23 protein-coding genes and 1 other RNA gene are annotated in these 21,929 nt (G+C 65.4%); 11 read left to right on the plus strand and 13 right to left on the minus strand.

Going from position 1 to position 21,929, the window contains the following annotated elements; translation table 11 throughout:
* Nucleotides 1-3 precede the first annotated feature (3 nt).
* Complete coding sequence (locus B0G57_RS19780) at nucleotides 4-189, minus strand: hypothetical protein (protein WP_104489596.1); 186 nt, start codon at nucleotides 187-189, stop codon at nucleotides 4-6.
* On the opposite strand from B0G57_RS19780, the gene pyrC reads away from it, so the two are divergent.
* The 3 genes from pyrC to rnpB all read left to right on the plus strand — a co-directional run bounded on the left by pyrC (nucleotide 188) and on the right by rnpB (nucleotide 2,669).
* Nucleotides 188-1,276, plus strand: a complete 1,089-nt coding sequence (gene pyrC, locus B0G57_RS19785; RefSeq protein ID WP_018439926.1) for a dihydroorotase — start codon at nucleotides 188-190, stop codon at nucleotides 1,274-1,276. The two genes, B0G57_RS19780 and pyrC, sit on opposite strands and share 2 nt — an antisense overlap.
* A 32-nt stretch (nucleotides 1,277-1,308) precedes the next feature.
* Nucleotides 1,309-2,151, plus strand: a complete 843-nt coding sequence (locus B0G57_RS19790) for a DUF3025 domain-containing protein (RefSeq protein ID WP_018439927.1) — start codon at nucleotides 1,309-1,311, stop codon at nucleotides 2,149-2,151.
* A 90-nt stretch (nucleotides 2,152-2,241) separates the two neighbouring features.
* Nucleotides 2,242-2,669: RNase P RNA component class A (gene rnpB, locus B0G57_RS19795), an RNA gene on the plus strand.
* Nucleotides 2,670-2,726: 57 nt separating this feature from the next.
* Here the strand turns inward: rnpB and B0G57_RS19800 are convergent.
* A complete protein-coding gene (locus B0G57_RS19800; RefSeq protein ID WP_018439928.1) occupies nucleotides 2,727-3,149 on the minus strand; it encodes an OsmC family protein in 423 nt (140 codons plus the stop codon).
* Nucleotides 3,150-3,685: 536 nt separating this feature from the next.
* Between B0G57_RS19800 and rplM the strand changes: the two genes are divergently transcribed.
* The 3 genes from rplM (at nucleotide 3,686) to erpA (ending at nucleotide 5,090) form a co-directional block, all read left to right on the plus strand.
* Nucleotides 3,686-4,114 carry a 50S ribosomal protein L13 gene (gene rplM, locus B0G57_RS19810; RefSeq protein WP_020566108.1) on the plus strand — a complete coding sequence of 143 codons (429 nt, stop codon included), beginning with the start codon at nucleotides 3,686-3,688 and terminating at the stop codon, nucleotides 4,112-4,114.
* Nucleotides 4,115-4,125: 11 nt separating this feature from the next.
* Complete coding sequence (gene rpsI, locus B0G57_RS19815; RefSeq protein ID WP_018439930.1) at nucleotides 4,126-4,518, plus strand: 30S ribosomal protein S9; 393 nt, start codon at nucleotides 4,126-4,128, stop codon at nucleotides 4,516-4,518.
* 206 nt (nucleotides 4,519-4,724) lie between these two features.
* Nucleotides 4,725-5,090 (plus strand): iron-sulfur cluster insertion protein ErpA, encoded by a 366-nt coding sequence (gene erpA / locus B0G57_RS19820; RefSeq protein ID WP_018439931.1) that lies wholly within the window; start codon nucleotides 4,725-4,727, stop codon nucleotides 5,088-5,090.
* Between the two features lie 123 nt (nucleotides 5,091-5,213).
* On the opposite strand, the gene B0G57_RS19825 is transcribed toward erpA, so the two are convergent.
* The gene (locus tag B0G57_RS19825; protein WP_018439932.1) at nucleotides 5,214-6,413 is read right to left on the minus strand and encodes an anhydro-N-acetylmuramic acid kinase; all 1,200 of its coding nucleotides are present in this window, start codon (nucleotides 6,411-6,413) and stop codon (nucleotides 5,214-5,216) included.
* Nucleotides 6,414-6,520: 107 nt separating this feature from the next.
* Between B0G57_RS19825 and tyrS the strand changes: the two genes are divergently transcribed.
* The 3 genes from tyrS to B0G57_RS19840 are packed head-to-tail and all read left to right on the plus strand — an operon-like array spanning nucleotide 6,521 to nucleotide 9,010.
* Nucleotides 6,521-7,768, plus strand: coding sequence for a tyrosine--tRNA ligase (gene tyrS, locus B0G57_RS19830; protein WP_018439933.1), 1,248 nt, complete (start codon nucleotides 6,521-6,523; stop codon nucleotides 7,766-7,768).
* Nucleotides 7,769-7,781: 13 nt separating this feature from the next.
* Complete coding sequence (gene dtd / locus B0G57_RS19835; RefSeq protein WP_018439934.1) at nucleotides 7,782-8,240, plus strand: D-aminoacyl-tRNA deacylase; 459 nt, start codon at nucleotides 7,782-7,784, stop codon at nucleotides 8,238-8,240.
* Between the two features lie 23 nt (nucleotides 8,241-8,263).
* On the plus strand, nucleotides 8,264-9,010 hold the full coding sequence (locus B0G57_RS19840) for a histidine phosphatase family protein (RefSeq protein WP_018439935.1): 747 nt from the start codon (nucleotides 8,264-8,266) through the stop codon (nucleotides 9,008-9,010).
* Nucleotides 9,011-9,018: 8 nt separating this feature from the next.
* On the opposite strand, the gene B0G57_RS19845 is transcribed toward B0G57_RS19840, so the two are convergent.
* The 9 genes from B0G57_RS19845 to B0G57_RS19885 form a co-directional block, all read right to left on the minus strand.
* The gene (locus B0G57_RS19845) at nucleotides 9,019-9,957 is read right to left on the minus strand and encodes an oxygenase MpaB family protein (protein WP_018439936.1); all 939 of its coding nucleotides are present in this window, start codon (nucleotides 9,955-9,957) and stop codon (nucleotides 9,019-9,021) included.
* Nucleotides 9,958-10,026: 69 nt separating this feature from the next.
* Nucleotides 10,027-11,100, minus strand: a complete 1,074-nt coding sequence (gene ruvB, locus B0G57_RS19850; RefSeq protein WP_026229532.1) for a Holliday junction branch migration DNA helicase RuvB — start codon at nucleotides 11,098-11,100, stop codon at nucleotides 10,027-10,029.
* Nucleotides 11,101-11,252: 152 nt separating this feature from the next.
* Nucleotides 11,253-11,834, minus strand: a complete 582-nt coding sequence (ruvA, locus tag B0G57_RS19855; protein WP_018439938.1) for a Holliday junction branch migration protein RuvA — start codon at nucleotides 11,832-11,834, stop codon at nucleotides 11,253-11,255.
* A gap of 115 nt (nucleotides 11,835-11,949) precedes the next feature.
* Complete coding sequence (gene ruvC / locus B0G57_RS19860) at nucleotides 11,950-12,492, minus strand: crossover junction endodeoxyribonuclease RuvC (RefSeq protein ID WP_018439939.1); 543 nt, start codon at nucleotides 12,490-12,492, stop codon at nucleotides 11,950-11,952.
* A 214-nt stretch (nucleotides 12,493-12,706) separates the two neighbouring features.
* On the minus strand, nucleotides 12,707-14,272 hold the full coding sequence (gene purH, locus B0G57_RS19865; protein WP_018439941.1) for a bifunctional phosphoribosylaminoimidazolecarboxamide formyltransferase/IMP cyclohydrolase: 1,566 nt from the start codon (nucleotides 14,270-14,272) through the stop codon (nucleotides 12,707-12,709).
* Nucleotides 14,273-14,313: 41 nt separating this feature from the next.
* On the minus strand, nucleotides 14,314-14,547 hold the full coding sequence (locus B0G57_RS19870) for a Fis family transcriptional regulator (RefSeq protein WP_018439942.1): 234 nt from the start codon (nucleotides 14,545-14,547) through the stop codon (nucleotides 14,314-14,316).
* Complete coding sequence (dusB, locus tag B0G57_RS19875) at nucleotides 14,544-15,608, minus strand: tRNA dihydrouridine synthase DusB (RefSeq protein ID WP_026229533.1); 1,065 nt, start codon at nucleotides 15,606-15,608, stop codon at nucleotides 14,544-14,546. The genes B0G57_RS19870 and dusB overlap by 4 nt, the downstream gene beginning before the upstream one ends.
* A gap of 146 nt (nucleotides 15,609-15,754) precedes the next feature.
* Complete coding sequence (locus B0G57_RS19880) at nucleotides 15,755-17,008, minus strand: UbiH/UbiF/VisC/COQ6 family ubiquinone biosynthesis hydroxylase (protein ID WP_018439944.1); 1,254 nt, start codon at nucleotides 17,006-17,008, stop codon at nucleotides 15,755-15,757.
* Nucleotides 17,009-17,070: 62 nt separating this feature from the next.
* On the minus strand, nucleotides 17,071-18,486 hold the full coding sequence (locus tag B0G57_RS19885) for an aminopeptidase P N-terminal domain-containing protein (RefSeq protein WP_018439945.1): 1,416 nt from the start codon (nucleotides 18,484-18,486) through the stop codon (nucleotides 17,071-17,073).
* A 236-nt stretch (nucleotides 18,487-18,722) separates the two neighbouring features.
* Here B0G57_RS19885 and B0G57_RS19890 point away from each other — a divergent pair, with 236 nt between their 5' ends.
* Together B0G57_RS19890 and B0G57_RS19895 are read left to right on the plus strand one after the other, a co-directional pair.
* Nucleotides 18,723-19,334, plus strand: coding sequence for a glutathione S-transferase family protein (locus tag B0G57_RS19890; protein WP_026229534.1), 612 nt, complete (start codon nucleotides 18,723-18,725; stop codon nucleotides 19,332-19,334).
* Between the two features lie 75 nt (nucleotides 19,335-19,409).
* A complete protein-coding gene (locus tag B0G57_RS19895; protein WP_018439947.1) occupies nucleotides 19,410-20,240 on the plus strand; it encodes an ABC transporter permease subunit in 831 nt (276 codons plus the stop codon).
* A 14-nt stretch (nucleotides 20,241-20,254) separates the two neighbouring features.
* Here the strand turns inward: B0G57_RS19895 and B0G57_RS19900 are convergent, their stop codons facing one another.
* The gene (locus B0G57_RS19900; RefSeq protein WP_018439948.1) at nucleotides 20,255-21,868 is read right to left on the minus strand and encodes an FMN-binding glutamate synthase family protein; all 1,614 of its coding nucleotides are present in this window, start codon (nucleotides 21,866-21,868) and stop codon (nucleotides 20,255-20,257) included.
* Nucleotides 21,869-21,929 lie beyond the last annotated feature (61 nt).

Consider the following 21,929-nt stretch of genomic DNA (forward strand, 5'->3'; position numbering starts at 1 on the left):
CCGCTACAATATGTTTTTTGAAGCATATACCGAGCCGCTGACCGAAAAAAGCGAAATCAGCATGCACGGCCCGATGGGCGTTGCGGTTTTTCCACGACCCGTCCCGGCATTTTTTGCATAAACCGCGCGTCGCTTCGCTGCCGGGCTTCGGCGCGAGAAGCCGGTTCTCTCTTCTTCGATCGTCGCCATGACCGTTTCCCCTTCGTCCCAGACCGCCGCTGCAAGCGGCGGCCGCCCGTCGATGCTCACGCTTGCGCGTCCCGACGACTGGCATCTTCATTTGCGCGACGGTGCGATGCTCGCGGCCGTCCTGCCGCATACGGCGCGCCAGTTCGGCCGCGCGATCGTCATGCCCAACCTGAAGCCGCCCGTCACGACGACCGAGGCGGCGCGCGCCTACCGCGAGCGGATCCTGGCCGCGTTGCCCGCGGGCATGCCCTTCGAGCCCTTGATGACGCTTTACCTGACGGACAACACCGCGCCCGACGAGATCCGGCGCGCGCGAGACAGCGGCTTCGTGCACGGGGTGAAGCTATATCCGGCCGGGGCGACGACGAATTCGGACGCCGGCGTCACCGATCTTCGCCACTGCGCGAAGACGCTGGAGGCGATGCAGGAAGCGGGCATGCCGTTGCTGATTCACGGCGAAGTGACGGACCCGTCCGTCGATCTGTTCGATCGCGAGAAAGTCTTCATCGATCGCGTCATGGAGCCGCTGCGGCGCGATTTCCCGGCGCTCAAAGTCGTGTTCGAGCACATCACGACGAAAGACGCGGCCGACTATGTTCGCGACGCCGGCGCGCCGCCGGGGCGGCTCGGCGCGACGATCACGGCCCATCATCTGCTCTATAACCGCAACGCGATCTTCCAGGGCGGCATTCGGCCGCACTACTATTGCCTGCCGGTGCTGAAGCGCGAGACGCATCGTGTGGCGCTCGTCGCGGCGGCTACCTCGGGCGATCCGCGCTTCTTCCTCGGCACGGACAGCGCACCGCATCCGAAGGGGCTGAAGGAGCATGCATGCGGCTGCGCAGGCTGCTACACCGCGCTCCATGCGCTCGAGCTCTATGCGGAAGCGTTCGACCAGGCCGGCGCGCTCGACAAGCTCGAAGGCTTCGCGAGCTTTTTTGGCGCGGACTTCTACGGCCTGCCGCGCAGCACCGAGAAGGTGACGCTCGTGCGCGAGCCGTGGACGCTGCCGGCTGCGATCGAGGCCGGTGAGTCCTCGGTCGTACCGCTGCGCGGCGGGGAAGAAATCGGCTGGCGGCTCGCTTGATCGTCCTGATCGTTTAGCCGGCCGATACGAACGTGAGCGCGGGATTCGTCGACTTCCATCGCATCGACTGGTCCACGGCCTGGTTCTCGCCTTTTGCCGAGCGTGGCAAGCGCTGGCAACGCGTGGCACTCGAGCACCCCGACGATTACCTCGGCGAACTGCGGCGCGATGCGCGCGCGAGCGCGCAGACAACGGGCCGCGGCGCGCCGCTGACGTTTATCGCGCAGGCGGAGCTGCCCGCCGGTACCGCCTACGAGGCGCACATCGCGGCGACGGGCGGTGTGCCGACCCGCGAGAATTTGCACGATTTTTTCAACGCCCTGGTCTGGTTCAGCTATCCGCGCGTGAAGGCCGTCCTCAACGCCCGACAGGCGCGGGCCATCGCGCGCGACGGGATCGGCGGCGCACGGGGAGCCGAGCGCGATGCGCTGACGCTCTTCGACGAAAACGCCGTCGTTTTCGTCGCGTGCGATCCGGCCCTGAGCCGCGCGCTCGTCGAATTCGACTGGCGGCGTCTTTTCGTCACCGAGCGCGCCGCCTGGGGGCGGCGTTGTCTGGTTCGGCCGTTCGGGCACGCGTTGCTCGAAAAACTGATCAACCCCTACAAGGCCTGCACCGGGCACGCCTGGATCGTCGAGGCGCCGCCCGAATTCTTCGACTGGTCCGCGACACGGCAAACGACATGGCTTGACGAGACGGTCGCCGCGACGCTTGCCGCGGCACCGCTGACGAGCCGCCTGTTTGCTCCGCTGCCTGTTCTCGGCATTCCGGGCTGGTGGCCGGCCAACCGCGATTCTGCTTTTTACGACGACGAGCGCGTGTTTCGAAGGGGCCGCCGAGTCGGGGCGGCCGAGTTGCGAACGCCGCTTCGTTGACGGGACGGCGCCCTTCCGGAAGAGGCGGGCGCTGTAGCGCCAGCGCCCGTGAGCATGCACGTGCGTGGCTGTTGCTATACTTGCATTTGCAAAGCAGGCCAGGCAGTCGCGGCCTCCTGATGTCGGGCTTCGGCCCTGACGGTGGGAGGGCGAGGAAAGTCCGGACTCCACAGGGCAGGGTGATGGCTAACGGCCATCCGTGGCGACACGCGGAACAGGGCAACAGAAAGCAGACCGCCGATGGCCCGGCGCAAGCCGGGATCAGGCAAGGGTGAAACGGTGCGGTAAGAGCGCACCGCGGCTGCGGCGACGCAGTCCGGCACGGCAACCTCCACCCGGAGCAATTCCAAGTAGGCAGGCACGCATCTTCGGATGCAGGGCGGGGCCCCCGTCGCGCCTGCGGGTAGGAAGCTCGAGCGCGTCAGCAATGGCGCGCCTAGAGGAATGGCTGCCACGCGCGCGGCGCCCATTGCGGCGTTGCGCGTGCACAGAATCCGGCTTACCGGCCCGCTTTGCCGATCATGGAAGGGCCGGCGTCGTTCTCGGCGCCGGCTTTTTTCTTGATGACGCGCGCTTCAGTTCTCGACGATATCGAACGAATGCGAAAGCTCGGCCGTCTTCGCGAGCATGATCGAAGCCGAGCAGTACTTGTCGTGCGAGAGGTTGATGGCGCGCTCGACCGTTGCAGGATTCAGGTTCTTGCCTGTGACGGTGAAATGGAAGTGGATCTTCGTGAACACCTTCGGATCCTCGCTCGCGCGCTCTGCCTTCAACGTGACGGAGCAGCCCGCGATCTCCTGCCGGCTTTTCTTGAGGATCATCACGACGTCGTACGCGGTACAGCCGCCGGTGCCGAGCAGCACCATCTCCATCGGCCGCGGCGCAAGATTGCGGCCACCGCCTTCGGGCGCTCCATCCATCATGGCGAGATGGCCACTGCCGGTTTCGGCGGCGAACGCCATGCCGTCAGGCCCCATCCAGCTCACTTTGCATTCCATGTCGAAGCTCCCGCGCGGTTGATCAGTTCAAACGCCATTCTACCGCGCTGCCGGGCCTTCGCTGCAGTGCAGCGAGCCCCGCCCGACGTCCGGTCGAGTCGAGCCCCTTTCCGCGATCGCGCCTATCCTTATTCCACATTGTGGGTTGCGATTTCGCGATGCAAATTTTCTTGCGCGTTCGCCAACGCGTCTGTACAATACACTGCATTGGTTGTCGATGCTGGCAACCTCCGCATGTCTCCTCCACCCTCCTCCTTAGGTGGATTAAGCCCGAACCGAGAGTTCGGGCTTTTTTTTGACTCTGCTCGACGAATTCCTTTATAATTCAGGGCTTTTCCGCATCCATGCCCGCGGAAGAAGAACAGGGAGAGCCTGCAGCAAGAGCCTTTGGGGGTTTTCGGCACCGAAAACGATCCAGCGGCCGGCAGCGCGCCGGAGCGGCCCGACGAAGTCGAGAGACGACGAGGGCCGGGTACCGTCAGCGCCGCGAACAAGCAGGAACAACATGAAGGGCAGGGCAATTTTTGGGATCGATCATGAAGACATTTTCCGCCAAAGCCCATGAGGTGACGCGCGAATGGTACGTGATTGACGCGACGGATAAGGTTCTCGGCCGTGTCGCCAGCGAAGTGGCACGCCGTCTTCGCGGCAAGCACAAGCCTGAGTTCACCCCGCACGTCGATACGGGTGATTTCATCATCGTCATCAATGCCGGCAAGCTCAAGGTTACCGGCAACAAGACGACGGACAAGAAGTACTACCGCCATTCGGGCTACCCGGGCGGCATCTACGAAACGACGTTCGGCAAGATGCAGGAGCGTTTCCCGGGCCGCGCGCTCGAGAAGGCCGTGAAGGGCATGCTGCCTAAGGGGCCGCTCGGCTACGCGATGATCAAGAAGCTGAAGGTCTACGCCGAAGCCACGCATCCGCATACGGCTCAGCAGCCGAAAGCGCTCGAGATCTAAGGGGAGCCCACATGATCGGTAACTGGAACTATGGCACGGGCCGTCGCAAGAGCGCTGTCGCCCGTGTGTTCATCAAGGCGGGCAAGGGCGAGATCGTCGTCAACGGCAAGCCCATCGCCGACTACTTCTCGCGCGAAACGTCGCTGATGATCGTGCGTCAGCCGCTCGAGCTCACGAACCACGCCACGACGTTCGACATCAAGGTCAACGTCACGGGTGGCGGCGAGACGGGTCAGGCGGGCGCCGTTCGTCACGGCATCACGCGTGCGCTGATGGATTACGACGCCACGCTGAAGCCGGCGCTGTCGAGCGCCGGCTTCGTGACGCGCGATGCACGTGAGGTCGAGCGGAAGAAGGTCGGTTTCCACAAGGCACGTCGTCGCAAGCAGTTCTCGAAGCGTTAAGCACCGCGCTGCGCACGCACCGCGAGAGCGGAATGGCGTTGCGAGAGGCGGCACGAAGAGCCGCCGATGCCCGAGCCACGGGTGTCGGCGGCTCTTTTCGTTGCGTGGCGCACATGCACCCACATGCACCTATTGCATTCAAGGCTTTCAGCACGATATTCCTAAGCGACTTACAATGGCGCTAGAAGCTTTTTTGGAGAGTTCGAATGAACGCCGTCACCGATACCCCCGTGACCGAAATGCCGGCCCCGTTCGTCTTCACGGACGCGGCGGCTGACAAGGTGAAACAACTGATCGACGAAGAGGGCAATCCCGACCTCAAACTGCGCGTTTTCGTGCAGGGTGGCGGCTGCTCGGGTTTTCAGTACGGTTTCACGTTCGATGAAACGATCAACGAAGACGACACCGTCATGGTGAAAGGCGGCGTGCAGTTGTTGATCGATTCGATGAGCTATCAATACCTCGTCGGCGCCGAGATCGACTACAAGGACGACCTCAACGGCGCGCAATTCGTCATCAAGAACCCGAACGCGTCGACCACCTGCGGCTGCGGATCGTCGTTCTCGGTCTGAGTCGGCGCCAGCGTCGACAATCGTTGTTGGGCCGCCGCAGCGCTCGCTGTCGCGGCACTTTAACGGGGCTCCGGCCCCGTTTGCCATGTCTGGCCGCTTCGAGCGGCCGGGTGCCGTTGCGCTTCAGCGCGGATAGATAGCGCCCAGAATTCGCTCACCGGCAGCGCCCGTGACAGCGGGCAGATTGCCGGGCGTGCGTTCCACGCACCGCATAGCCAGCCAGGCGAATGCGAGCGATTCCACGTGATGGGGCGGCACGCCCAGCGCATCGGTCGTCCTGACGGGTACGCCATTGACGCCGCTCCTGGCGAGCGCCGCGTCGATCGCCTTCAACAGCTGAGGATTGCGCGCACCGCCGCCGCACACGTAGACGGCGCGGCAATCGGACGCATGCCGCTCGATCTCGCGCGCGATGGTGACGCCCGTAAGCGCCGCGAGCGTCGCCTGAACGTCGGCTGGCTTCAGCTCGGCATCGCTGAAGGCGGCGAGCTTGGCGTCGAGCCACGCGGCGTTGAAGAGGTCGCGGCCGGTGCTCTTCGGCGGCGCCTGCTCGAAAAACGGCTCGTCGAGCAACGCATTGAGCAGCGGCTGATGCACGGTGCCGCTCGCGCCGAAGCGCCCGCCCTCGTCGTAAGGCATGCCGATATGCCGGAACGCCCATTCGTCGAGCAGCACGTTGGCGGGGCCGCAATCGAAGCCGCGCACGGACGCGCCCACGCTCGCGTCGACGGCGGCGGGCAAGATCGTGATGTTGCTGATACCGCCGAGATTGCAGACGACGCGGGTTTCGTCGTCAGACCCGAAGATTTGCGCGTGGAACGCTGGAACGAGCGGCGCGCCCTGGCCGCCGGCGGCGACGTCGCGGCTGCGGAAGTCGGCGACGACGTCGATATGCGTCATTTCGGCGAGCAGCGCCGGATTATTGATCTGGCGCGTATAGCCCTTTTCCGGGCGGTGACGGACGGTCTGCCCATGCACGCCGATCGCCCGCACACGGGTGGGCCCCACGTTGGCCGAGCGCAGCAGTTCGTGGCAGCAGACCGCGTAGCGCGACGCAAGCGCCGACGAAGCGAGCGCCTCGCGCTCGATCTCGTTCTCGCCCGGCTGCTGCAACGCGAGCAGGGCGCCGCGCAGACCGTCGGCGAAGCTGACGAAGGCATCGGCGAGCACGAGAGGCGGCTTGCCGGCGGCGAATTCGACCGCGATGCCGTCTACGCCGTCGAGACTCGTGCCCGACATCAGCCCGAAATAGATGCCGTCCGAAGTGGGGGGCGTGTTACGTGGCACGCTGGGCTCCTCATAATTTGTTCCGCAGTCCACCATTATCCGCGCAAGCGGGGACCCGGTTAAGCGAGCGATGCGCCGGAAGCGCGGCGAGAATATGGGACAATCGAGGCTTTTGCACCATCCCCGTTTCAAGAATTCCAGAGATGAGCACCGAGTCCACTGCCAAACCCGCGCCGACGTACCCGATCACGGACGAGGTTCGCCACGCGCTCGCCGTCGCGAAGCGCGGCGCCGATGAACTGCTGATCGAAGAGGAGTTCGCCGGCAAGCTCGCGAGGAGCGCCGCGACGGGCAAGCCGCTGCGGATCAAGCTCGGGCTCGATCCGACGGCGCCCGACATCCATATCGGCCACACGGTCGTGCTGAACAAGATGCGGCAGCTCCAGGACCTGGGTCACACCGTGATTTTCCTGATCGGCGATTTCACTTCGCTGATCGGCGATCCGTCCGGTCGCAATGCGACGCGCCCGCCGCTCACGCGCGAGCAGATCGAATCGAACGCGAAGACCTACTTCGAGCAGGCGTCGCTCGTGCTCGACCGGGAGAAGACGGAGATTCGCTACAACAGCGAATGGTCGATGCCGCTCGGCGCGGACGGCATGATCAAGCTCGCCTCCCGCTACACCGTCGCGCGCATCCTCGAGCGCGAAGATTTTACGAAGCGATTTCAAGGCGGCGTTCCGATCTCGATCCATGAATTCCTCTACCCGCTGATGCAAGGGTACGACTCCGTTGCGCTCAATGCGGATCTCGAGCTCGGCGGCACGGACCAGAAGTTCAACCTGCTCGTCGGACGCGAGCTCCAGAAGCAGTACGGACAGGAGCAGCAATGCATCCTGACGATGCCGCTGCTCGAAGGGCTCGACGGCGTCGAGAAGATGTCGAAATCGAAGAACAACTACGTCGGGATCAGCGAAAAGCCCGGCGACATGTTCGGCAAGCTGATGAGCATCTCGGACGATCTCATGTGGCGCTATTACGAGCTGCTCTCGTTCCGCAGCCTCGACGAGATCGCGCGCTTTAAGCGCGAAGCCGGGCAAGGGCGCAATCCGCGCGACTTCAAGGTCATGCTCGCGAAGGAAATCGTCGCGCGCTTTCATTCGCAGGCCGATGCCGAACGCGCGCTCGAGGAATTCGACTATCGCGCGAAGGGCGGCGTACCCGACGATATTCCGTCGGTCGCGCTCACCGGGGCGCCGCTCGGCATTGGTCAACTGCTCAAGCAGGCGGGCCTCGTCCCGTCGACGAGCGAGGCGCTGCGCAACATCGAGCAGAATGGCGTCAAGATTGACGGCGTGACGATCTCCGACAAGGGGCTCAAAGTCGAAGCCGGCGAATACGTCGTGCAGGTCGGCAAGCGCCGCTTCGCGCGCGTCACGCTTTCGGCGTAACGGCGGCGCGGCGATGATCGCGTTGATTCAGCGTGTCGCGCGCGCCGAGGTGCGCGTGGGCGAGCGCGTGACAGGCCAGATCGGCGCCGGGCTCCTGGCGCTCATTTGCGCGGAGCGCGGTGACACCGAGGCGCTCGCGGACAAGCTCGTGGCGAAGCTGCTCGGCTATCGTGTCTTCAGCGACGCGGCCGGCAAGATGAATTTGCCCGTCACGAACATCGACGGCGAGGGTCGCGCGGGCGGGCTGTTGCTCGTTTCGCAGTTCACGCTCGCCGCCGATACGGACAGCGGATTGCGGCCGAGCTTCACGCCGGCTGCGCCGCCCGATGAAGGGCGGCGTCTTTTCGATTGCTTCGTCGCGGCGGCGCGTGCGCGGCATCCGATCGTCGAAACGGGCGAGTTCGGCGCCGAAATGCAGGTCTCGCTAATCAACGACGGTCCCGTCACCTTTTGGCTGCAAACGCGCGGCTGACGAAAGAAAGAGGTCCCTACGCAATGACGACTCGCGTGCTTTTCATTCGTCACGGCGAAACGACCTGGAATCGCGTCAAGCGGATACAGGGGCATATCGACATTCCGCTCGCGGCGAGCGGATTGGCGCAAGCCGAGCGATTGGCCGCGCGGCTTGCATCGCGAATGAATGGCCGGCAGCCGGCGCGGCCGTCGCAGTCAGCGTGCGAAGCTCGTTCAGTGGGTGCAATCGAAGCGCAGCCGCCGCGCTCGGTGCTCGACGCCATTTATTCGAGCGACCTGCAGCGCGCGCAGCAAACGGCTCAGCCGACGGCAAGCGCGCTGGGGCTTCCGCTACAGTTATGCACGGGGTTGCGCGAGCGCGCATACGGTGTCTTCCAGGGACATGACAGCGGCGAGATTGCGGCACGCTTTCCCGATGCCTACGCGGTCTGGCAAACGCGTGATCCCGGGTTTGCGCCCGACGGGGGCGAGTCGTCGCGCGGGTTCTTTCACCGCGTGCTGCATGCGGTGGCCTCGATCGTCGCCGCGCATCCGGGCGGCCATATTGCCTGCGTGACGCACGGCGGCGTGCTCGACTGCATCTATCGCCATGCGCGCGGGTTGTCGCTCGAAGCGCCACGCGACTATCCGCTCCTCAATGCCAGCATCAATACGGTCGACTTCGACGAAGCGGGCCGCGCGTCGATCGTGGCGTGGGCCGATGTCGAACATCTCCACGGCGAAAGCGAGGACGACGGGCTTAGCCCTGCAAGCGCCGCCTCTCGCTGAAAAGCCTCTCAGCCTTGGCTCGCCGCAACGCGGCGACGTGCGCGCTTCGATACGCCGTTGACGAGCGCCCAGCGAATAACGGGGGCGACGGTGCGCACGCCGGGCCGCGACAGTCTTCCTTGCAAGCGCGCGAGCGCGGAGAAGCCGATGAGGCGTTGCGCCCAGTCGGGCAGCAGATCGACGGCGGCGCCGAACATCAGAGCCCCGGCCGGCTTCATGAGCGCGCTGCCGGGCGCGGCATGGCGCAGTATTCTCACGACCTCCAAGACGCGTGGTCCAGCTTCGAGCTCGGGCTGCATCGCCGCGAGATAGGCCGCGATCTCATGGCGAGAGCAAGGGACGTCGGTTGCGCCGAGCGATTGCGCGATGCACGCCATTTCAGCGTAGTAGCGGTCCTGCGCGACAGGGCTGAGCCTCGGGGTGACATAGCGCAGATGCGCGGCGAGAAAGCTCGAGACCTCCGCGACATGGACCCATGTCAGCAGAGCAGGGTCATCGGCGCGATAGGGGCGGCCATCGGGCGCGGTTCCCTTCACGGCTGCGTGGATGCGCTTCACGCGCTCGATTAGCGCGAGCGCGTCGTGGCGGTTGCCGTAGGTCGTGCCCGAGATGAACGTCGCGGTGCGGCGCAATCGGCCGAGCATGTCGGTGCGGAACGTCGAATGATCCCAAACACCCGCGAGCGCAAGCGGATGGAGCGCTTGCAGCATGAGGGCGCTGATGCCGCCGACCATCATGGCCGTGAAATCGGAATGGACCTGCCAGCAAACGGCGTCGGGACCGAAGAGGCCCGGATCGCCGGGCGGTGACGAATAGTCGAGCGATGGGCCGCCGCTGCCCGTCGTCAGATGCGTCACGGCATGCGCGACTCGCTTGCGCAAGTGACCGGCGAGCGAATGCCCGATGCCGGAGTGATCACGAGGCGGGATGCCGGCATGGTCTGACATCGTTTGTGTTCCGTTATCGAGACTGCGTTTCGCTCATCGAGCGCTGCCCGAAAGGACGTTCCGCGGGCGCTACGCGGGATCGGCCTCTCCATCATCCCAGAGGCTTCGCACGGGGCTCGATTCCGCGGGCGTGGCCAGGCCGAAGTGGCGATAGGCGGCGAGCGTGGCCACCCGGCCGCGCGGCGTACGCTGGAGGTAGCCTTGCTGGATCAGATACGGTTCGAGTACGTCTTCGATCGTATCGCGCTCCTCGCCGATCGCGGCGGCCAGATTGTCGACCCCGACGGGACCTCCGTCGAATTTGTGCAGGATCGCCTCGAGCAGCTTGCGGTCCATCAGGTCGAAGCCGACCGGGTCCACATCGAGCATGGCGAGCGCCGCGTCGGCCACGCCTGCCGTGATGTTCCCGTCCGCCTTGACTTCGGCAAAGTCGCGCACCCGCCGCAGCAGCCGGTTCGCGATACGCGGCGTGCCGCGCGAGCGCCGCGCGATTTCGAGGGCGCCGTCACGGTGAATGTTCGCACCGAGCAGCGCGGCCGAGCGCACGACGATGCGCGAGAGTTCCTCGGCGTTGTAGAACTCGAGGCGCGCGACGATACCGAAGCGGTCGCGCAGCGGATTCGTCAGCATGCCGGCGCGCGTCGTTGCGCCCACGAGCGTGAAGGGCTGCAAGTCGAGCTTGACGCTGCGCGCGGCCGGCCCTTCGCCGATCATGATGTCGATCTGATAGTCCTCGAGCGCCGGATAGAGGATCTCTTCGACGACGGGCGACAGCCGATGGATTTCGTCGATGAACAGGACGTCGTTCGCCTCTAGGTTCGTGAGCAGTGCCGCGAGATCGCCGGCGCGCTCGAGCACGGGCCCCGACGTCTGCCGCAAATTGACGCCCATTTCGCGCGCGATGATGTGTGCGAGCGTCGTCTTGCCGAGGCCCGGCGGGCCGAACAGCAAGACATGGTCGAGTGCTTCGGAGCGGCGCTTGGCCGCCTCGATGAAGATTTCGAGCTGGCCGCGCACCTTTTCCTGGCCGACGTATTCGTCGAGCTGGCGCGGACGAAGCGCGCGCTCGAACGCCTCCTCGTGGGAGGAAGCGGGCGTCGCGGAAATGATGCGCTCGGCGGCGAGCTTGTCGGTTTCGATCATGCGCGTCATTGTACCGCGCGCGCTCGATGCTCAAGCGGCGACGCTTGCCTGTCGGCTGTCGGCTGTCGGCTGTCGGCTGTCGGCTCTCGGCTGTCGGCTCTCGGCTCTCGGCTCTCGCTTGCCGCTGGGACGCGCAATCGTCGAAAGGGCGCTTACGCCTTCGACAACGCCTTCAGCGAAATCTTGATGCCTTCGGACACGCCCGTGCCGGCCGGCACGTTCTTGATGGCCGCGAGCGCTTCCTTCTCGGAGTAGCCGAGCGCGAGCAGCGCGTTCAGGATATCGGTCGCGTGGTCCGACGGCGACACTGCCGCGGCGCTCGCGCCCAGATCGGCGCCGAGCTTGCCTTTCAGCTCGAGCAAGAGCCGCTCGGCCGTTTTCTTGCCGATGCCGGGCACGCGCGTCAAGCGCGCTGCATCCTGCAGCGTCACGGCGTGGGCGAGCTCCGCCACGCTCATGCCCGAGAGCACCGCGAGCGCCATGCGCGCGCCGATCCCACTGATCTTCAGCAGCTCGCGGAACGTCGTGCGCTCCTGCGCCGTGCCGAAGCCGTAGAGAAGGTGCGCGTCCTCGCGAACGATCAACTGCGTCAGCAGGACGATTCTTTCGCCGGTCGATGGGAGGTTGTAGAAGGTACTCATCGGCACGTCGACCTCATAGCCGACGCCGTTGCAGTCCACGAGCAAATGAGGGGGATTCTTTTCGAGCAGCGTGCCGGCGATGCGACCGATCATGGCGAATGCGAGTGAGGACGGGAAAGCGCGAGTTTAGCGCAAGGTGCTGCTGTCGATTTTGCGGTGCGGCTTGCTTCCGCGTTGAAAGGAGCGTTTGTGTAGAGGGAGAACGCTTCTAGCCGACCAGCCGACCCCGCCGTACGCGTAAGCCCTTTTTAGCGAGGCTGGGCGCCATGCCACCCAGCGTGCCGAGTGCGCTTCCGCCGTGCGCGTGGCAGATTGCCATACCCAGCGCATCTGCCGCGTCAGTGCCTGGCAGTCCAGGCAAATTGAGGAGCCTCCCGACCATCTCCTGCATTTGTTCCTTCGTTGCTCGGCCGTAGCCGACGACGGCCTGCTTCAACTGCAGCGCCGTGTACTCGGCGACTGGGACTCCGCCCGCGACAAGGCCGCAGATCGCCGCGCCGCGCGCTTGGCCAAGCAGCAGCGTCGATTGCGGATTGACGTTGACGAAGACTTTCTCGATCGCTGATTGATCGGGCGAGTGTTCTCGGATCAGTGTGGCGATGCCAGCGAAGATAGTGCCGAGCCGCGAGGGGAGGTCGCCGTCGGCGGTGCGGATGACGCCGCTCGTCACATAGGCGAGCCGCTGGCCCGTCTGCTCGATGACGCCGAAGCCGGTTACGCGCAAGCCAGGATCGATGCCGAGGATTCTCATGAAAAGATGGCGGACGAACTGGCTGCGATACTACAACGAACGGCGGCTGCCCGCGAGCAGACTGCTCGCGGGATGCGAGTCACACGCCGGCGGCTGCGCGGCGCTCATAGCTTGCCGCGCATATCGATCGGCCAAGTGTCGATGAGCGTTTCGCCCTCGACGACGTGGTAGAAGCTGTGCAGGTTGGCGGTCGGATCGCAGTGCGACATGATGCTCAATGCCGGAAGTGCCGCACGCCCGTCATGATCATCGCGATCTTGTGCTCGTCGGCGGCGGCGATCACCTCATCGTCGCGCACCGAGCCGCCCGGATGAATCACGCAAGTCGCGCCCGCCGCGACGACGACATCGAGGCCGTCGCGGAACGGGAAGAATGCATCCGACGCCACAGCCGAGCCCTTCAGCGACAGCCCCGCGTTCTCCGCCTTGATGCTCGCAATGCGCGCCGAATCGACGCGGCTCATCTGCCCCGCACCGACGCCCAGTGTCATCCCCTTGCCGCAGAACACGATCGCATTCGACTTGACGAACTTCGCGACACGCCAGGCGAAGAGCAGATCGTCCATCTCCTGCGGCGTGGGATGCCGCTTCGTCACGACGCGAATCTCGCGCGGCGTCACGTTCTTCGCATCGGGCGACTGCACGAGCAGGCCTCCGCCCACGCGCTTGAAGTCGAACGGGTTCTGACCGGAGCCCAACGGAATTTCGAGCAAGCGCACGTTCTGCTTCCCTGCAAAAACCGCCTTCGCGCCCTCGCTGAAAGACGGCGCGATCAGCACTTCGACGAACTGCTTCGCGACGGCCGCCGCGGCCGCCTCGTCGAGCTCGCGGTTGAATGCGATGATTCCGCCGAACGCCGAAGTCGGATCGGTCTGGAACGCCTTCGAGTACGCCTCGAGCGGATCGGCGCCGATCGCCACGCCGCACGGGTTCGCATGCTTGATGATCACGCAGGCCGTTGCCTCGAACGTCTTCACGCATTCCCAAGCCGCATCCGCATCGGCAATGTTGTTGTACGAAAGCTCTTTGCCTTGCAACTGTCGGTAGGCGGCCAGCGCGCCAGCAGGCGCAGCGAGGTCGCGGTAAAACGCCGCGCTTTGATGCGGATTCTCGCCGTAGCGCAGGTCTTGCACCTTCGTGAACGCGAGATTGAGCGTATTCGGATACGTATTACGCGAGTTGTGCTGCAGCCCTTCCGTCAGGCTCGTCAGATAGTTCGTAATCGCGCCGTCGTATTGCGCCGTATGCGCGAATACCTTCGTCGCAAGACGGAAGTTGGTCTTGTAGCCGACCTTGTTGTTGTTCGCGCGCATTTCTTCGAGCACGGCCGCGTAATCGGCCGGATCGACGATGACCGTGACGTCGCGATGGTTCTTGGCCGCCGACCGCAGCATCGTCGGACCGCCGATATCGATGTTCTCGATGGCGTCTTCGAGCGTGCATTCGTCTTTCGAAATGGTGGCGACGAACGGATAGAGGTTCACGACGAGCAGATCGATCGTCGGGATGCCGTGCGTCTCGAGCGCGGCCATATGCTCGGGCAGGTCGCGGCGCGCGAGAATGCCGCCGTGCACTTTCGGATGCAGCGTCTTCACACGGCCGTCGAGCATTTCCGGAAAGCCGGTGTAGTCGGCGACTTCGGTAACGGGCAGCCCCGCCTCGGCGAGGAGCTTGGCCGTGCCTCCCGTCGACAGGATCTTGACGCCGAGCGCCGAGAGCGATTGGGCGAACTCGACGATGCCGGATTTGTCGGAAACGGAAATGAGCGCTTGCTTGATCATGATGAGAACGAAGACCGAAAAGAATCGAGGGCGGCGCGCGACTACAGCAGACCGTGCTGTTGCAGCTTCTTGCGCAACGTGTTGCGGTTGATGCCGAGATAATCGGCGGCGAGCGACTGGTTGCCGCCTGCCTGCTCGAGCACCACCTCGAGCATCGGTTTTTCGACGCACGACATCACCATGTCATAAACGTCGTGCGGATTCGCGCCGTCGAGATCCTGGAAGTACATCCCCAGGCTGTCGCGGACGCATTGTTCGATGTTGTGCTTGCTCATGCTGCTAAGGGTTCGTTACAAGTCGGCTCGGTTTGCTCGAGCGTCTCGTCTTCCACGTAGATGAGACGGTCCGACAAAGCCTGCTGCGCGTCGAAGAACTCGTTGACGGCAGCGAGCTGTTCGCGTGTGGTATCGAGCGTGTTCATCCGGTGCCGGAACGCATTGGCGCCGGGAAGGCCGCGAGTGTACCAGCCGATGTGCTTGCGCGCAGTACGAACGCCCGTGAATTCTCCGTAGAACGCGTAGTGATCCTCGAGATGCCCGTTCATCACCTCGCGGATCTCGGCGATGCGAGGCGGCGGCGGCAACTCCCCGTGCCGCAGGAAATGATCGATCTCGCGAAAGAGCCACGGGCGCCCCTGGGCCGCGCGGCCGATCATGATCGCGTCGGCGCCCGTCGCTTCGAGCACCACGCGGGCCTTCATCGGCGAATCGATGTCGCCGTTCGCGACGACCGGGATGCGCGCGGCCGCCTTCACGGCCGCGATGGTCTCGTACTCGGCCTCGCCGTGATAAAGATCGGCCCGCGTGCGGCCGTGCACCGTCAGCATCGAAATGCCGGCGTTCTCGGCGATGCGCGCGATCGTCAGCGCGTTCTTGTGCGCCCGGTCCCAGCCCGTGCGAATCTTCAACGTGACGGGCACGGCGTCAGGCCCCGTGCCGACGGCGCTCACCACCGCTTCGACGATGCGCGCGACGAGCGGCTCGTCTTGCAAAAGCGCCGAGCCCGCGGCGACGTTGCAGACCTTTTTCGCGGGGCAGCCCATGTTGATATCGATGATCTGCGCGCCGTTCGCGACGTTGTAACGCGCGGCCTCAGCCATCATTGCGGGATCGGCACCGGCGATCTGCACGGCGATCGGCTCGACTTCGCCCGCGTGATTGGCGCGCCGCATCGTCTTCTCGCTTTTCCAAAGCTGGGCGTTGGAGGCGACCATCTCCGAGACGGCGTAGCCCGCCCCGAGCCGCTTGCAGAGCTGGCGAAACGGCCGGTCCGTGACGCCCGCCATCGGGGCGACGAACAGGTTGTTGCGCAGGACGTGGGACCCAAGCGTTGGCATGACGAAATGGCCGCGCGCGCTCGGGACGCACACGAGCGCGGCGGACGATGAGGGAAACGACCATTTTACCGTTAACGGGGGAGCGGCCAAGTTGCAGCGCGGGAGAAACCGCGAGAGCGGAGACCGGCGGTCAGCGCATGCGGGCGCTATCGCCGCTGACCGAACATCATCTGGCGCGCGAGCGCGGTCTTGGCCGGCGGCACGAGCTCGAGCGCCGCGAGCGCAAGCCCGCGCAACCCCGAGAGCGGCCCCATATCGACTGTGAAAAGGCGCGCGAGCGCGTCGGTCGCGCCGATCGTAAGCCGTCTGTCGAGCGCGCGTACGCGAGCAAAGTCCGCGAGCGCGCGGGGCGTCGCGCCGTGCCGAGCGAGCGCATCGGCCAGCGCGTGCGCGTCGCGCAGGCCCAGATTGAGTCCTTGCCCCGCGACCGGGTGCAGCGTCTGCGCCGCGTTGCCGATCGCCACGATGCGGCCGCGCGCGAGTGTCTTCGCGGCCGTGAGGCCGAGCGGGAAGGCGGCGCGTCCCTTGATGGCCTCGAAGCGACCCATCCGGTCGCCGAAAGCGACGCCGAGCTCGGCGAGCAGGGCGTCGTCGGAAAGCGGCAGCCGGCGCTCCGCCTGCTCGGGCACCATGCACCAGACCAGCGCGTAGTCGGCTTGGCGCATGCCGCCCACGGGCAAGAGCGCGATCGGCCCTTCTGCTGTGAAGCGCTCCCAGGCCGTGTGCGGCTGCGGGGCCGATACGGTTACTGTGCCGACGAGGGCCGTTTGACCGTAATCGCGTGTCGCTCCGCCGTTGTCTTTTTCGCGGCTGACGGGCGTGCCCGCGCCGCCGATTGCGCGCACGTCGCCATAAAGCCCCCCCTCGGCATTCACGAGCACGCGCGTGCGTAACGTGTGCAACGTCGGGTGTTGCCGGCCGCTTTCGATTGGCAGCGTGATCCAGTCGTCGCCCTGCTCGGCATGCGGCGTCAAGGCGCTCGCGGACGTGAGCCAGCGCGTGTGCGTGCGGCGCACGGTCTCTCCGAGCGCATCGACGATCGCGCCGTAGCGCGCCACATAGCCGAGCGCCGGCAGCCCGTGCTCGTCGCGCTCGATCAGCGTGCGGCCGAAGCGGCCGCGCTCGGAAACGTGGATGCGCTCGATCGCATGGGCGCTGGCGGGCCATGCGGAGAGCGGCTCGAGCAGCATGCGGCTGCCTTCGGAAACGGCGATGGCGCGCGGATCGGCAGCCGCATCGACGGGCTCCCGTGCATCGACGAGCGCGACGGTGAGCGCCGTGCTCGCGCTGCGTCGCGCGAGCCAAGCGGCGAGCGCGAGGCCGACCGGGCCTGCGCCGACGATCGTCACGTCGAAATCTTCCACGGCCTTCGAGGGAGAGAGGGGCGCGTTATCGCTCATCGCTCGTGCTCACGTTATCCGGGTCTATCGAAGAGAGTCCGCCATCGGCCGAAATTTCGGCGTCACGCCTTTTTCCGAGCGGTGTCGCCGTCGCGCATCAGCGCCTCGATTTCATCGGCGCGCACGGGTACGTCGCGCGTGATGAGCTCGCAGCCGGTCTCGGTCACGATCGCGTCGTCTTCGATCCGGATGCCGATGTTCCAGTAGCGCTCGGGTATGTCCTCCGCGGCGCGCACGTAAAGTCCGGGTTCGATCGTGAGCGTCATCGACGGGCGCAGCGTTCGCCAGGGCAATGTGCCTTGGTCGTTCCGCTCGGCGTCGCGCTCGCGATAGTCGCCGCAGTCGTGCACGTCCATGCCGATCCAGTGCCCCGTCCGATGCATGTAAAAGCGCGCGTAGGCGCGCTCGGCGATCACATCGTCGACCGACGAGAACCTGTCGCGCGCGATGATGCCCGTATCGAGCAGTCCCTGCGCGAGCACGCGCACGGCCGCGTCGTGCGGGGCTTCGAAGTTCGCACCGGCGCGCGTGGCGTCGACGGCTGCCTGTTGGGCCGCGAGCACGATATCGTAAAGCTCGCGTTGCGCGGGCGAGAAACGTCCGCTTGCCGGGAACGTGCGCGTGATGTCCGATGCGTAGCCGTCCAGCTCGCAGGCGGCGTCGATGAGCACGAGGTCGCCGTCGCGCAATATCGCGTTGCCGGCGGGGTAGTGCAGCACGCAGGCGTTGGCGCCGGCGGCCACGATGGAGCCGTAGGCCGGCGATTGCGCGCCGCGGCGGCGGAACGTGTACAGCAACTCGGCCTCGAGCTCGTACTCGCGCATGCCGGGGCGACAGGTTGCCATCGCGCGCCGATGCGCCTCGGCCGAGATCCGCGCGGCGCGTCGCATCAGCGCCAGCTCGTCCTCGTCCTTCACGAGCCGCATGTCGTCGAGAAGGGGCGTGATGTCGGCGAGCGTTGCGGGCGCGGCCACGCCGCTCCTGCTTTGCGCACGCACGGCGTCGAGCCAGCCGCGCACCTGCGAGTCGAGCTCGGCCGAGCGGCCGAACGCATAGTGCAGCGCCGACGCATCGGCGAGGAGGCGCGGCAGTTCCGCATCGACTCCTTCGATCGGGAATGCGGCATCGAAGCCGAACGCCTCGCGCGCCGCTTCGGGACCATAGTGGAATCCTTCCCAGGTCTCGCGCTCGGCGTTTTTCGTCCGGCAGAACAAGATCGAAGCAGGCTCCCCCGCCCCGACATCGGCATCGGCGTCGAGCACGACGAGCGCCTGCGGCTCGGAAAAGCCCGTCAGGTAGTAGAAATAGCTGTCGTGGCGGTACGGATAGTCCGTGTCGCGATTGCGCGAGACTTCGGGGGCCGTCGGAACGACGGCGACGCCGCCGCCGGCCGCGCGCAACGCGGCCAACACGCGTTCGCGGCGCGCCCGGTAGACGGCCACGGGGATGACGATGGAAGATTCGGCTGGCTCATTCATCGTTCGATTGTACCGCCCTATTCGAATGGGGCTCTCGCCGCGCGACCATCGACGAACGGCGGCGCGGCAGTCGCGGGCCGGCAACGGCCAGAGCCAGGCCGGCGAGCGGTGAGTTGTTGCGTCGGGCCGACACCGATACGCGCGCAGCTGCCGGGAGGGCCGATATCATGGCGGGCATGTCCACGGTTATGATCGTGGGCGACGGTATACTCTCGGTCGCACTCCAGAGAAAGCAGATGATCAAACTAATCGGTTCGCTCGCGAGTCCCTTCGTGCGCAAAGCGCGCATCGTGCTCGCAGAAAAGAAGATCGACTACCAGTTGGTGCTCGAGAACGTCTGGGCGCCGGATACGACCATTCATACGTTCAATCCGATCGGCAAGGTGCCATGCCTCGTCATGGAGGATGGGGAGGCCGTCTTCGATTCGCGCGTCATCTGCGAATATGTCGATACGCTTTCGCCGGTCGGCCGGCTGATTCCGCAATCGGGCCGCGAACGCGTCGAAGTGCGCTGCTGGGAAGCGCTTGCCGACGGTGTGCTCGAAGCGGCCGTGCTGATCCGGCTGGAATCGACGCTGCGCAACGAGGGCGAGCGCAGCGAGAGCTGGATCGCGCGGCAGCAGCGCAAGGTCGACGAGGGGCTCGACGCCATCTCGCAGGGGCTCGCCGGCAAGCCGTGGTGCTCGAACAACCACTTCACGCTGGCCGACGTGGCGGTAGGCTGCGCGCTGGGATATCTCGATTTCCGCATGCCCGAGCTCAACTGGCGCGAGAAGCATTCGAATCTCGAAAAGCACTTCGCCAAGCTCTCGCAGCGACAGTCTTTCATCGATACGATTCCCGCCTGAGCACGCGGCTCGGGCGCTCGTCGTGCCGTGGCGCGTCCGATCGTGCCAGGCCGAGGTCTATCGCAAGGAGAGAGCATGCCCGATAGGACCGACGCGTCGTCTGCGCGCCCGAGCGCCTCGGGCCGGATCGGGGTCGCCATGGCCGGGCGGCGGTCTTTGTCTTTGATCAGACCAAAGCGTCTGCTCGCCTGGGCAATCACGCTTGGGCTAGTCGTCCTTTTTGCGTTCGGGTGGGAACTCGCTTCGCGGCGCGGATGGGTCGATCCGTTCTTCGTCTCGCGCCCTTCGGCTCTCGCCTATCAGCTTTTCGACTGGTGGCACGGCGGCACGTCGAATGGGCCGCTCGCTGTCCATGTCGGCGTGACGCTCGCGGAAGCTGCGCTCGGCGTTGCGGCAGGATCGATTCTCGGCGCGGCTTGCGCTTTCTTGTTTCGCGCCGGCACGCTGCGCGGCGACGTCTTCGCGCTATTCGTATGGCTTTTGCGGCCTGCACCCGTCGTCGCGCTTGCAGCGGCACTGGGGCTCGGGCTTGGCTTCGGCATAGCTGCGAGAGCGGCATTCGCCACGATACTCGTGTTCCTCGTGGCGTTTGCAGACGCGCGCGCGAGCCGGCCCGCGTTCGAGACGGTGCGCTGGCGGTGCGGGCTCGCGCTCGCCGGTGCCGTGCTCGGCGAATGCTTCGTCGCGCGTTCCGGGATCGGCTTTCTCATCGCGCGCGCGGTTCAGCAGTTCAACGCGGGCGGCGTCTATGCGGCGCTTGTCGTCCTCGTCGCCATTGGAGTGGTTGTCGACTTGTTCGCCGGTGCCCTCCAGCGCGCGTGGCGGCGGCGCGCTGCTCCTATCGAGAACGGAGCTCGTCCGCTCGATAATGACCAGTCGACAGCGAGCGGGCGATCGAACCGATAGTGCGGCGAGGGCGCCTAAGAAAGCGCCGGCGCGAGCGCCTTGGGTGCGAATGAATCGCTGCGCGCGACGGGCCACCACTTCTCGTAGAGCGAATAGCGATAGTTGCCGTTGGCAAGGTCGTTCGGCTCGAGATACTTGAGCAGGTCCGACATCAGCCGTACCTCGTGGGACGACACGCGGCGGACGATGTGGTGCGCGCGCAATTGCGACGGATGCTCGATGCCCGCCGCCTGGACGAGCTCGAGCAGCGCATGGAGCGTGTTGCGGTGGAAGTGGTAGACACGATCCGCCTTGTCAGGCACGACGAGCGCGCGCTGACGCACCGGATCTTGCGTCGCGACACCGGTCGGGCAGCGTCCCGTATGGCAGGTCTGCGCCTGGATGCAGCCGACCGCGAACATGAAGCCGCGTGCCGAGTTGACCCAGTCGGCGCCGATTGCAAGCGTGCGTGCGATATCGAAGGCCGTGATCATCTTGCCGCTTGCGCCGATGCGTATCCGATCGCGCAAGCCGATGCCGACGAGCGTGTTGTGCACGAGCAGGAGCCCTTCTTGCAGCGGCACGCCGATGTGATCGGTGAACTCGAGCGGCGCCGCGCCGGTGCCGCCTTCGGCGCCGTCGACGACGATGAAGTCCGGCACGATCCCGGTCTCAAGCATTGCCTTCGCGATGCCGAAGAACTCCCACGGGTGGCCGATGCAGAGCTTGAAGCCGGTCGGCTTGCCGCCCGACAGGGTTCGCAGTCGCTCGAGGAATTCCAGCAGTCCGCGCGGCGTCTTGAACTCGCTGTGCGCGGCCGGCGAGACGCAGTCGCGGCCCATCGGCACGCCGCGCGCTTCAGCGATCTCCGGTGTCACCTTCGCGGCCGGCAGCACGCCGCCGTGTCCGGGTTTCGCGCCCTGCGACAGTTTGATCTCGATCATCTTCACTTGCGGATCGCTTGCCTGCTTCGCGAACTTGTCGGGATCGAAGCCGCCGTCGTCGCGGCGGCAGCCAAAATAGCCCGAGGCGATTTCCCAGATGATGTCGCCGCCATGTTCGCGGTGATATTTCGAAAGCGAGCCTTCGCCCGTGTCATGCGCGAAGCCGCCTTTTTTCGCACCAAGATTGAGCGCGCGGATCGCATTGGCCGACAATGCGCCGAAGCTCATCGCCGAAATATTGAAGATCGACATCGAGTACGGCTGGGCGCGGTCAGGACCGACGACGATGCGAAAGTCGGGGCTCTCTATTTTCGTCGGTGACAGTGAGTGGCTGATCCATTCATGTCCGACCGCCCGCACGTCGAGCTCGGTGCCGTAAGGGCGGCTGTCGGGCTCATTCTTCGCGCGCTGATAGACGATGCTGCGCTGGGCGCGCGAAAACGGCTTTTCCTCGGTATCGTCCTCGACGAAGTATTGGCGGATCTCGGGGCGGATGAACTCGAAGAAGAAGCGCAGGCGGCCTGCTATCGGATAGTTGCGCAGAATGCTGTGACGCTGCTGCCTGAGATCGAAGACGCCGAGCGCGATCAGCGCGAGCGGCACGAGCAACCACCCCCACGAGATCCCATGTTTCGCGGCGAAGAAGGCGCATGCCGCGGCGAGCAGAAGCGCGCACCAGACGGCGAAGTAGCGTCGAGAGAACATCGGGGGGGCTCCTGGGCGGCGATGGCCGCTCGAAAGTCCGTGATTTTAATCGGGTCCGATG

This window comes from Trinickia symbiotica, from assembly GCF_002934455.1.
Taxonomy (GTDB): Bacteria; Pseudomonadota; Gammaproteobacteria; order Burkholderiales; family Burkholderiaceae; genus Trinickia; species Trinickia symbiotica.

Excerpts from the sequence above, each read along its gene's own strand:
- dusB (WP_026229533.1), bottom strand. The coding sequence starts at position 15,608 with ATGCCAACGCTTGGGTCCCACGTCCTGCGCAACAACCTGTTCGTCGCC.
- purH (WP_018439941.1), bottom strand. The coding sequence starts at position 14,272 with ATGATCAAGCAAGCGCTCATTTCCGTTTCCGACAAATCCGGCATCGTC.
- B0G57_RS19870 (WP_018439942.1), bottom strand. The coding sequence starts at position 14,547 with ATGAGCAAGCACAACATCGAACAATGCGTCCGCGACAGCCTGGGGATG.
- B0G57_RS19900 (WP_018439948.1), bottom strand. The coding sequence starts at position 21,868 with ATGTTCTCTCGACGCTACTTCGCCGTCTGGTGCGCGCTTCTGCTCGCC.
- tyrS (WP_018439933.1), top strand. The coding sequence starts at position 6,521 with ATGAGCACCGAGTCCACTGCCAAACCCGCGCCGACGTACCCGATCACG.
- ruvB (WP_026229532.1), bottom strand. The coding sequence starts at position 11,100 with ATGATCGAAACCGACAAGCTCGCCGCCGAGCGCATCATTTCCGCGACG.
- B0G57_RS19845 (WP_018439936.1), bottom strand. The coding sequence starts at position 9,957 with ATGTCAGACCATGCCGGCATCCCGCCTCGTGATCACTCCGGCATCGGG.
- rpsI (WP_018439930.1), top strand. The coding sequence starts at position 4,126 with ATGATCGGTAACTGGAACTATGGCACGGGCCGTCGCAAGAGCGCTGTC.
- dtd (WP_018439934.1), top strand. The coding sequence starts at position 7,782 with ATGATCGCGTTGATTCAGCGTGTCGCGCGCGCCGAGGTGCGCGTGGGC.
- rplM (WP_020566108.1), top strand. The coding sequence starts at position 3,686 with ATGAAGACATTTTCCGCCAAAGCCCATGAGGTGACGCGCGAATGGTAC.
- ruvC (WP_018439939.1), bottom strand. The coding sequence starts at position 12,492 with ATGAGAATCCTCGGCATCGATCCTGGCTTGCGCGTAACCGGCTTCGGC.
- pyrC (WP_018439926.1), top strand. The coding sequence starts at position 188 with ATGACCGTTTCCCCTTCGTCCCAGACCGCCGCTGCAAGCGGCGGCCGC.
- erpA (WP_018439931.1), top strand. The coding sequence starts at position 4,725 with ATGAACGCCGTCACCGATACCCCCGTGACCGAAATGCCGGCCCCGTTC.
- B0G57_RS19885 (WP_018439945.1), bottom strand. The coding sequence starts at position 18,486 with ATGAATGAGCCAGCCGAATCTTCCATCGTCATCCCCGTGGCCGTCTAC.
- B0G57_RS19825 (WP_018439932.1), bottom strand. The coding sequence starts at position 6,413 with ATGGTGGACTGCGGAACAAATTATGAGGAGCCCAGCGTGCCACGTAAC.
- ruvA (WP_018439938.1), bottom strand. The coding sequence starts at position 11,834 with ATGATCGGTCGCATCGCCGGCACGCTGCTCGAAAAGAATCCCCCTCAT.
- B0G57_RS19890 (WP_026229534.1), top strand. The coding sequence starts at position 18,723 with ATGATCAAACTAATCGGTTCGCTCGCGAGTCCCTTCGTGCGCAAAGCG.
- B0G57_RS19840 (WP_018439935.1), top strand. The coding sequence starts at position 8,264 with ATGACGACTCGCGTGCTTTTCATTCGTCACGGCGAAACGACCTGGAAT.
- B0G57_RS19880 (WP_018439944.1), bottom strand. The coding sequence starts at position 17,008 with ATGAGCGATAACGCGCCCCTCTCTCCCTCGAAGGCCGTGGAAGATTTC.
- B0G57_RS19895 (WP_018439947.1), top strand. The coding sequence starts at position 19,410 with ATGCCCGATAGGACCGACGCGTCGTCTGCGCGCCCGAGCGCCTCGGGC.
- B0G57_RS19800 (WP_018439928.1), bottom strand. The coding sequence starts at position 3,149 with ATGGAATGCAAAGTGAGCTGGATGGGGCCTGACGGCATGGCGTTCGCC.
- B0G57_RS19780 (WP_104489596.1), bottom strand. The coding sequence starts at position 189 with ATGGCGACGATCGAAGAAGAGAGAACCGGCTTCTCGCGCCGAAGCCCG.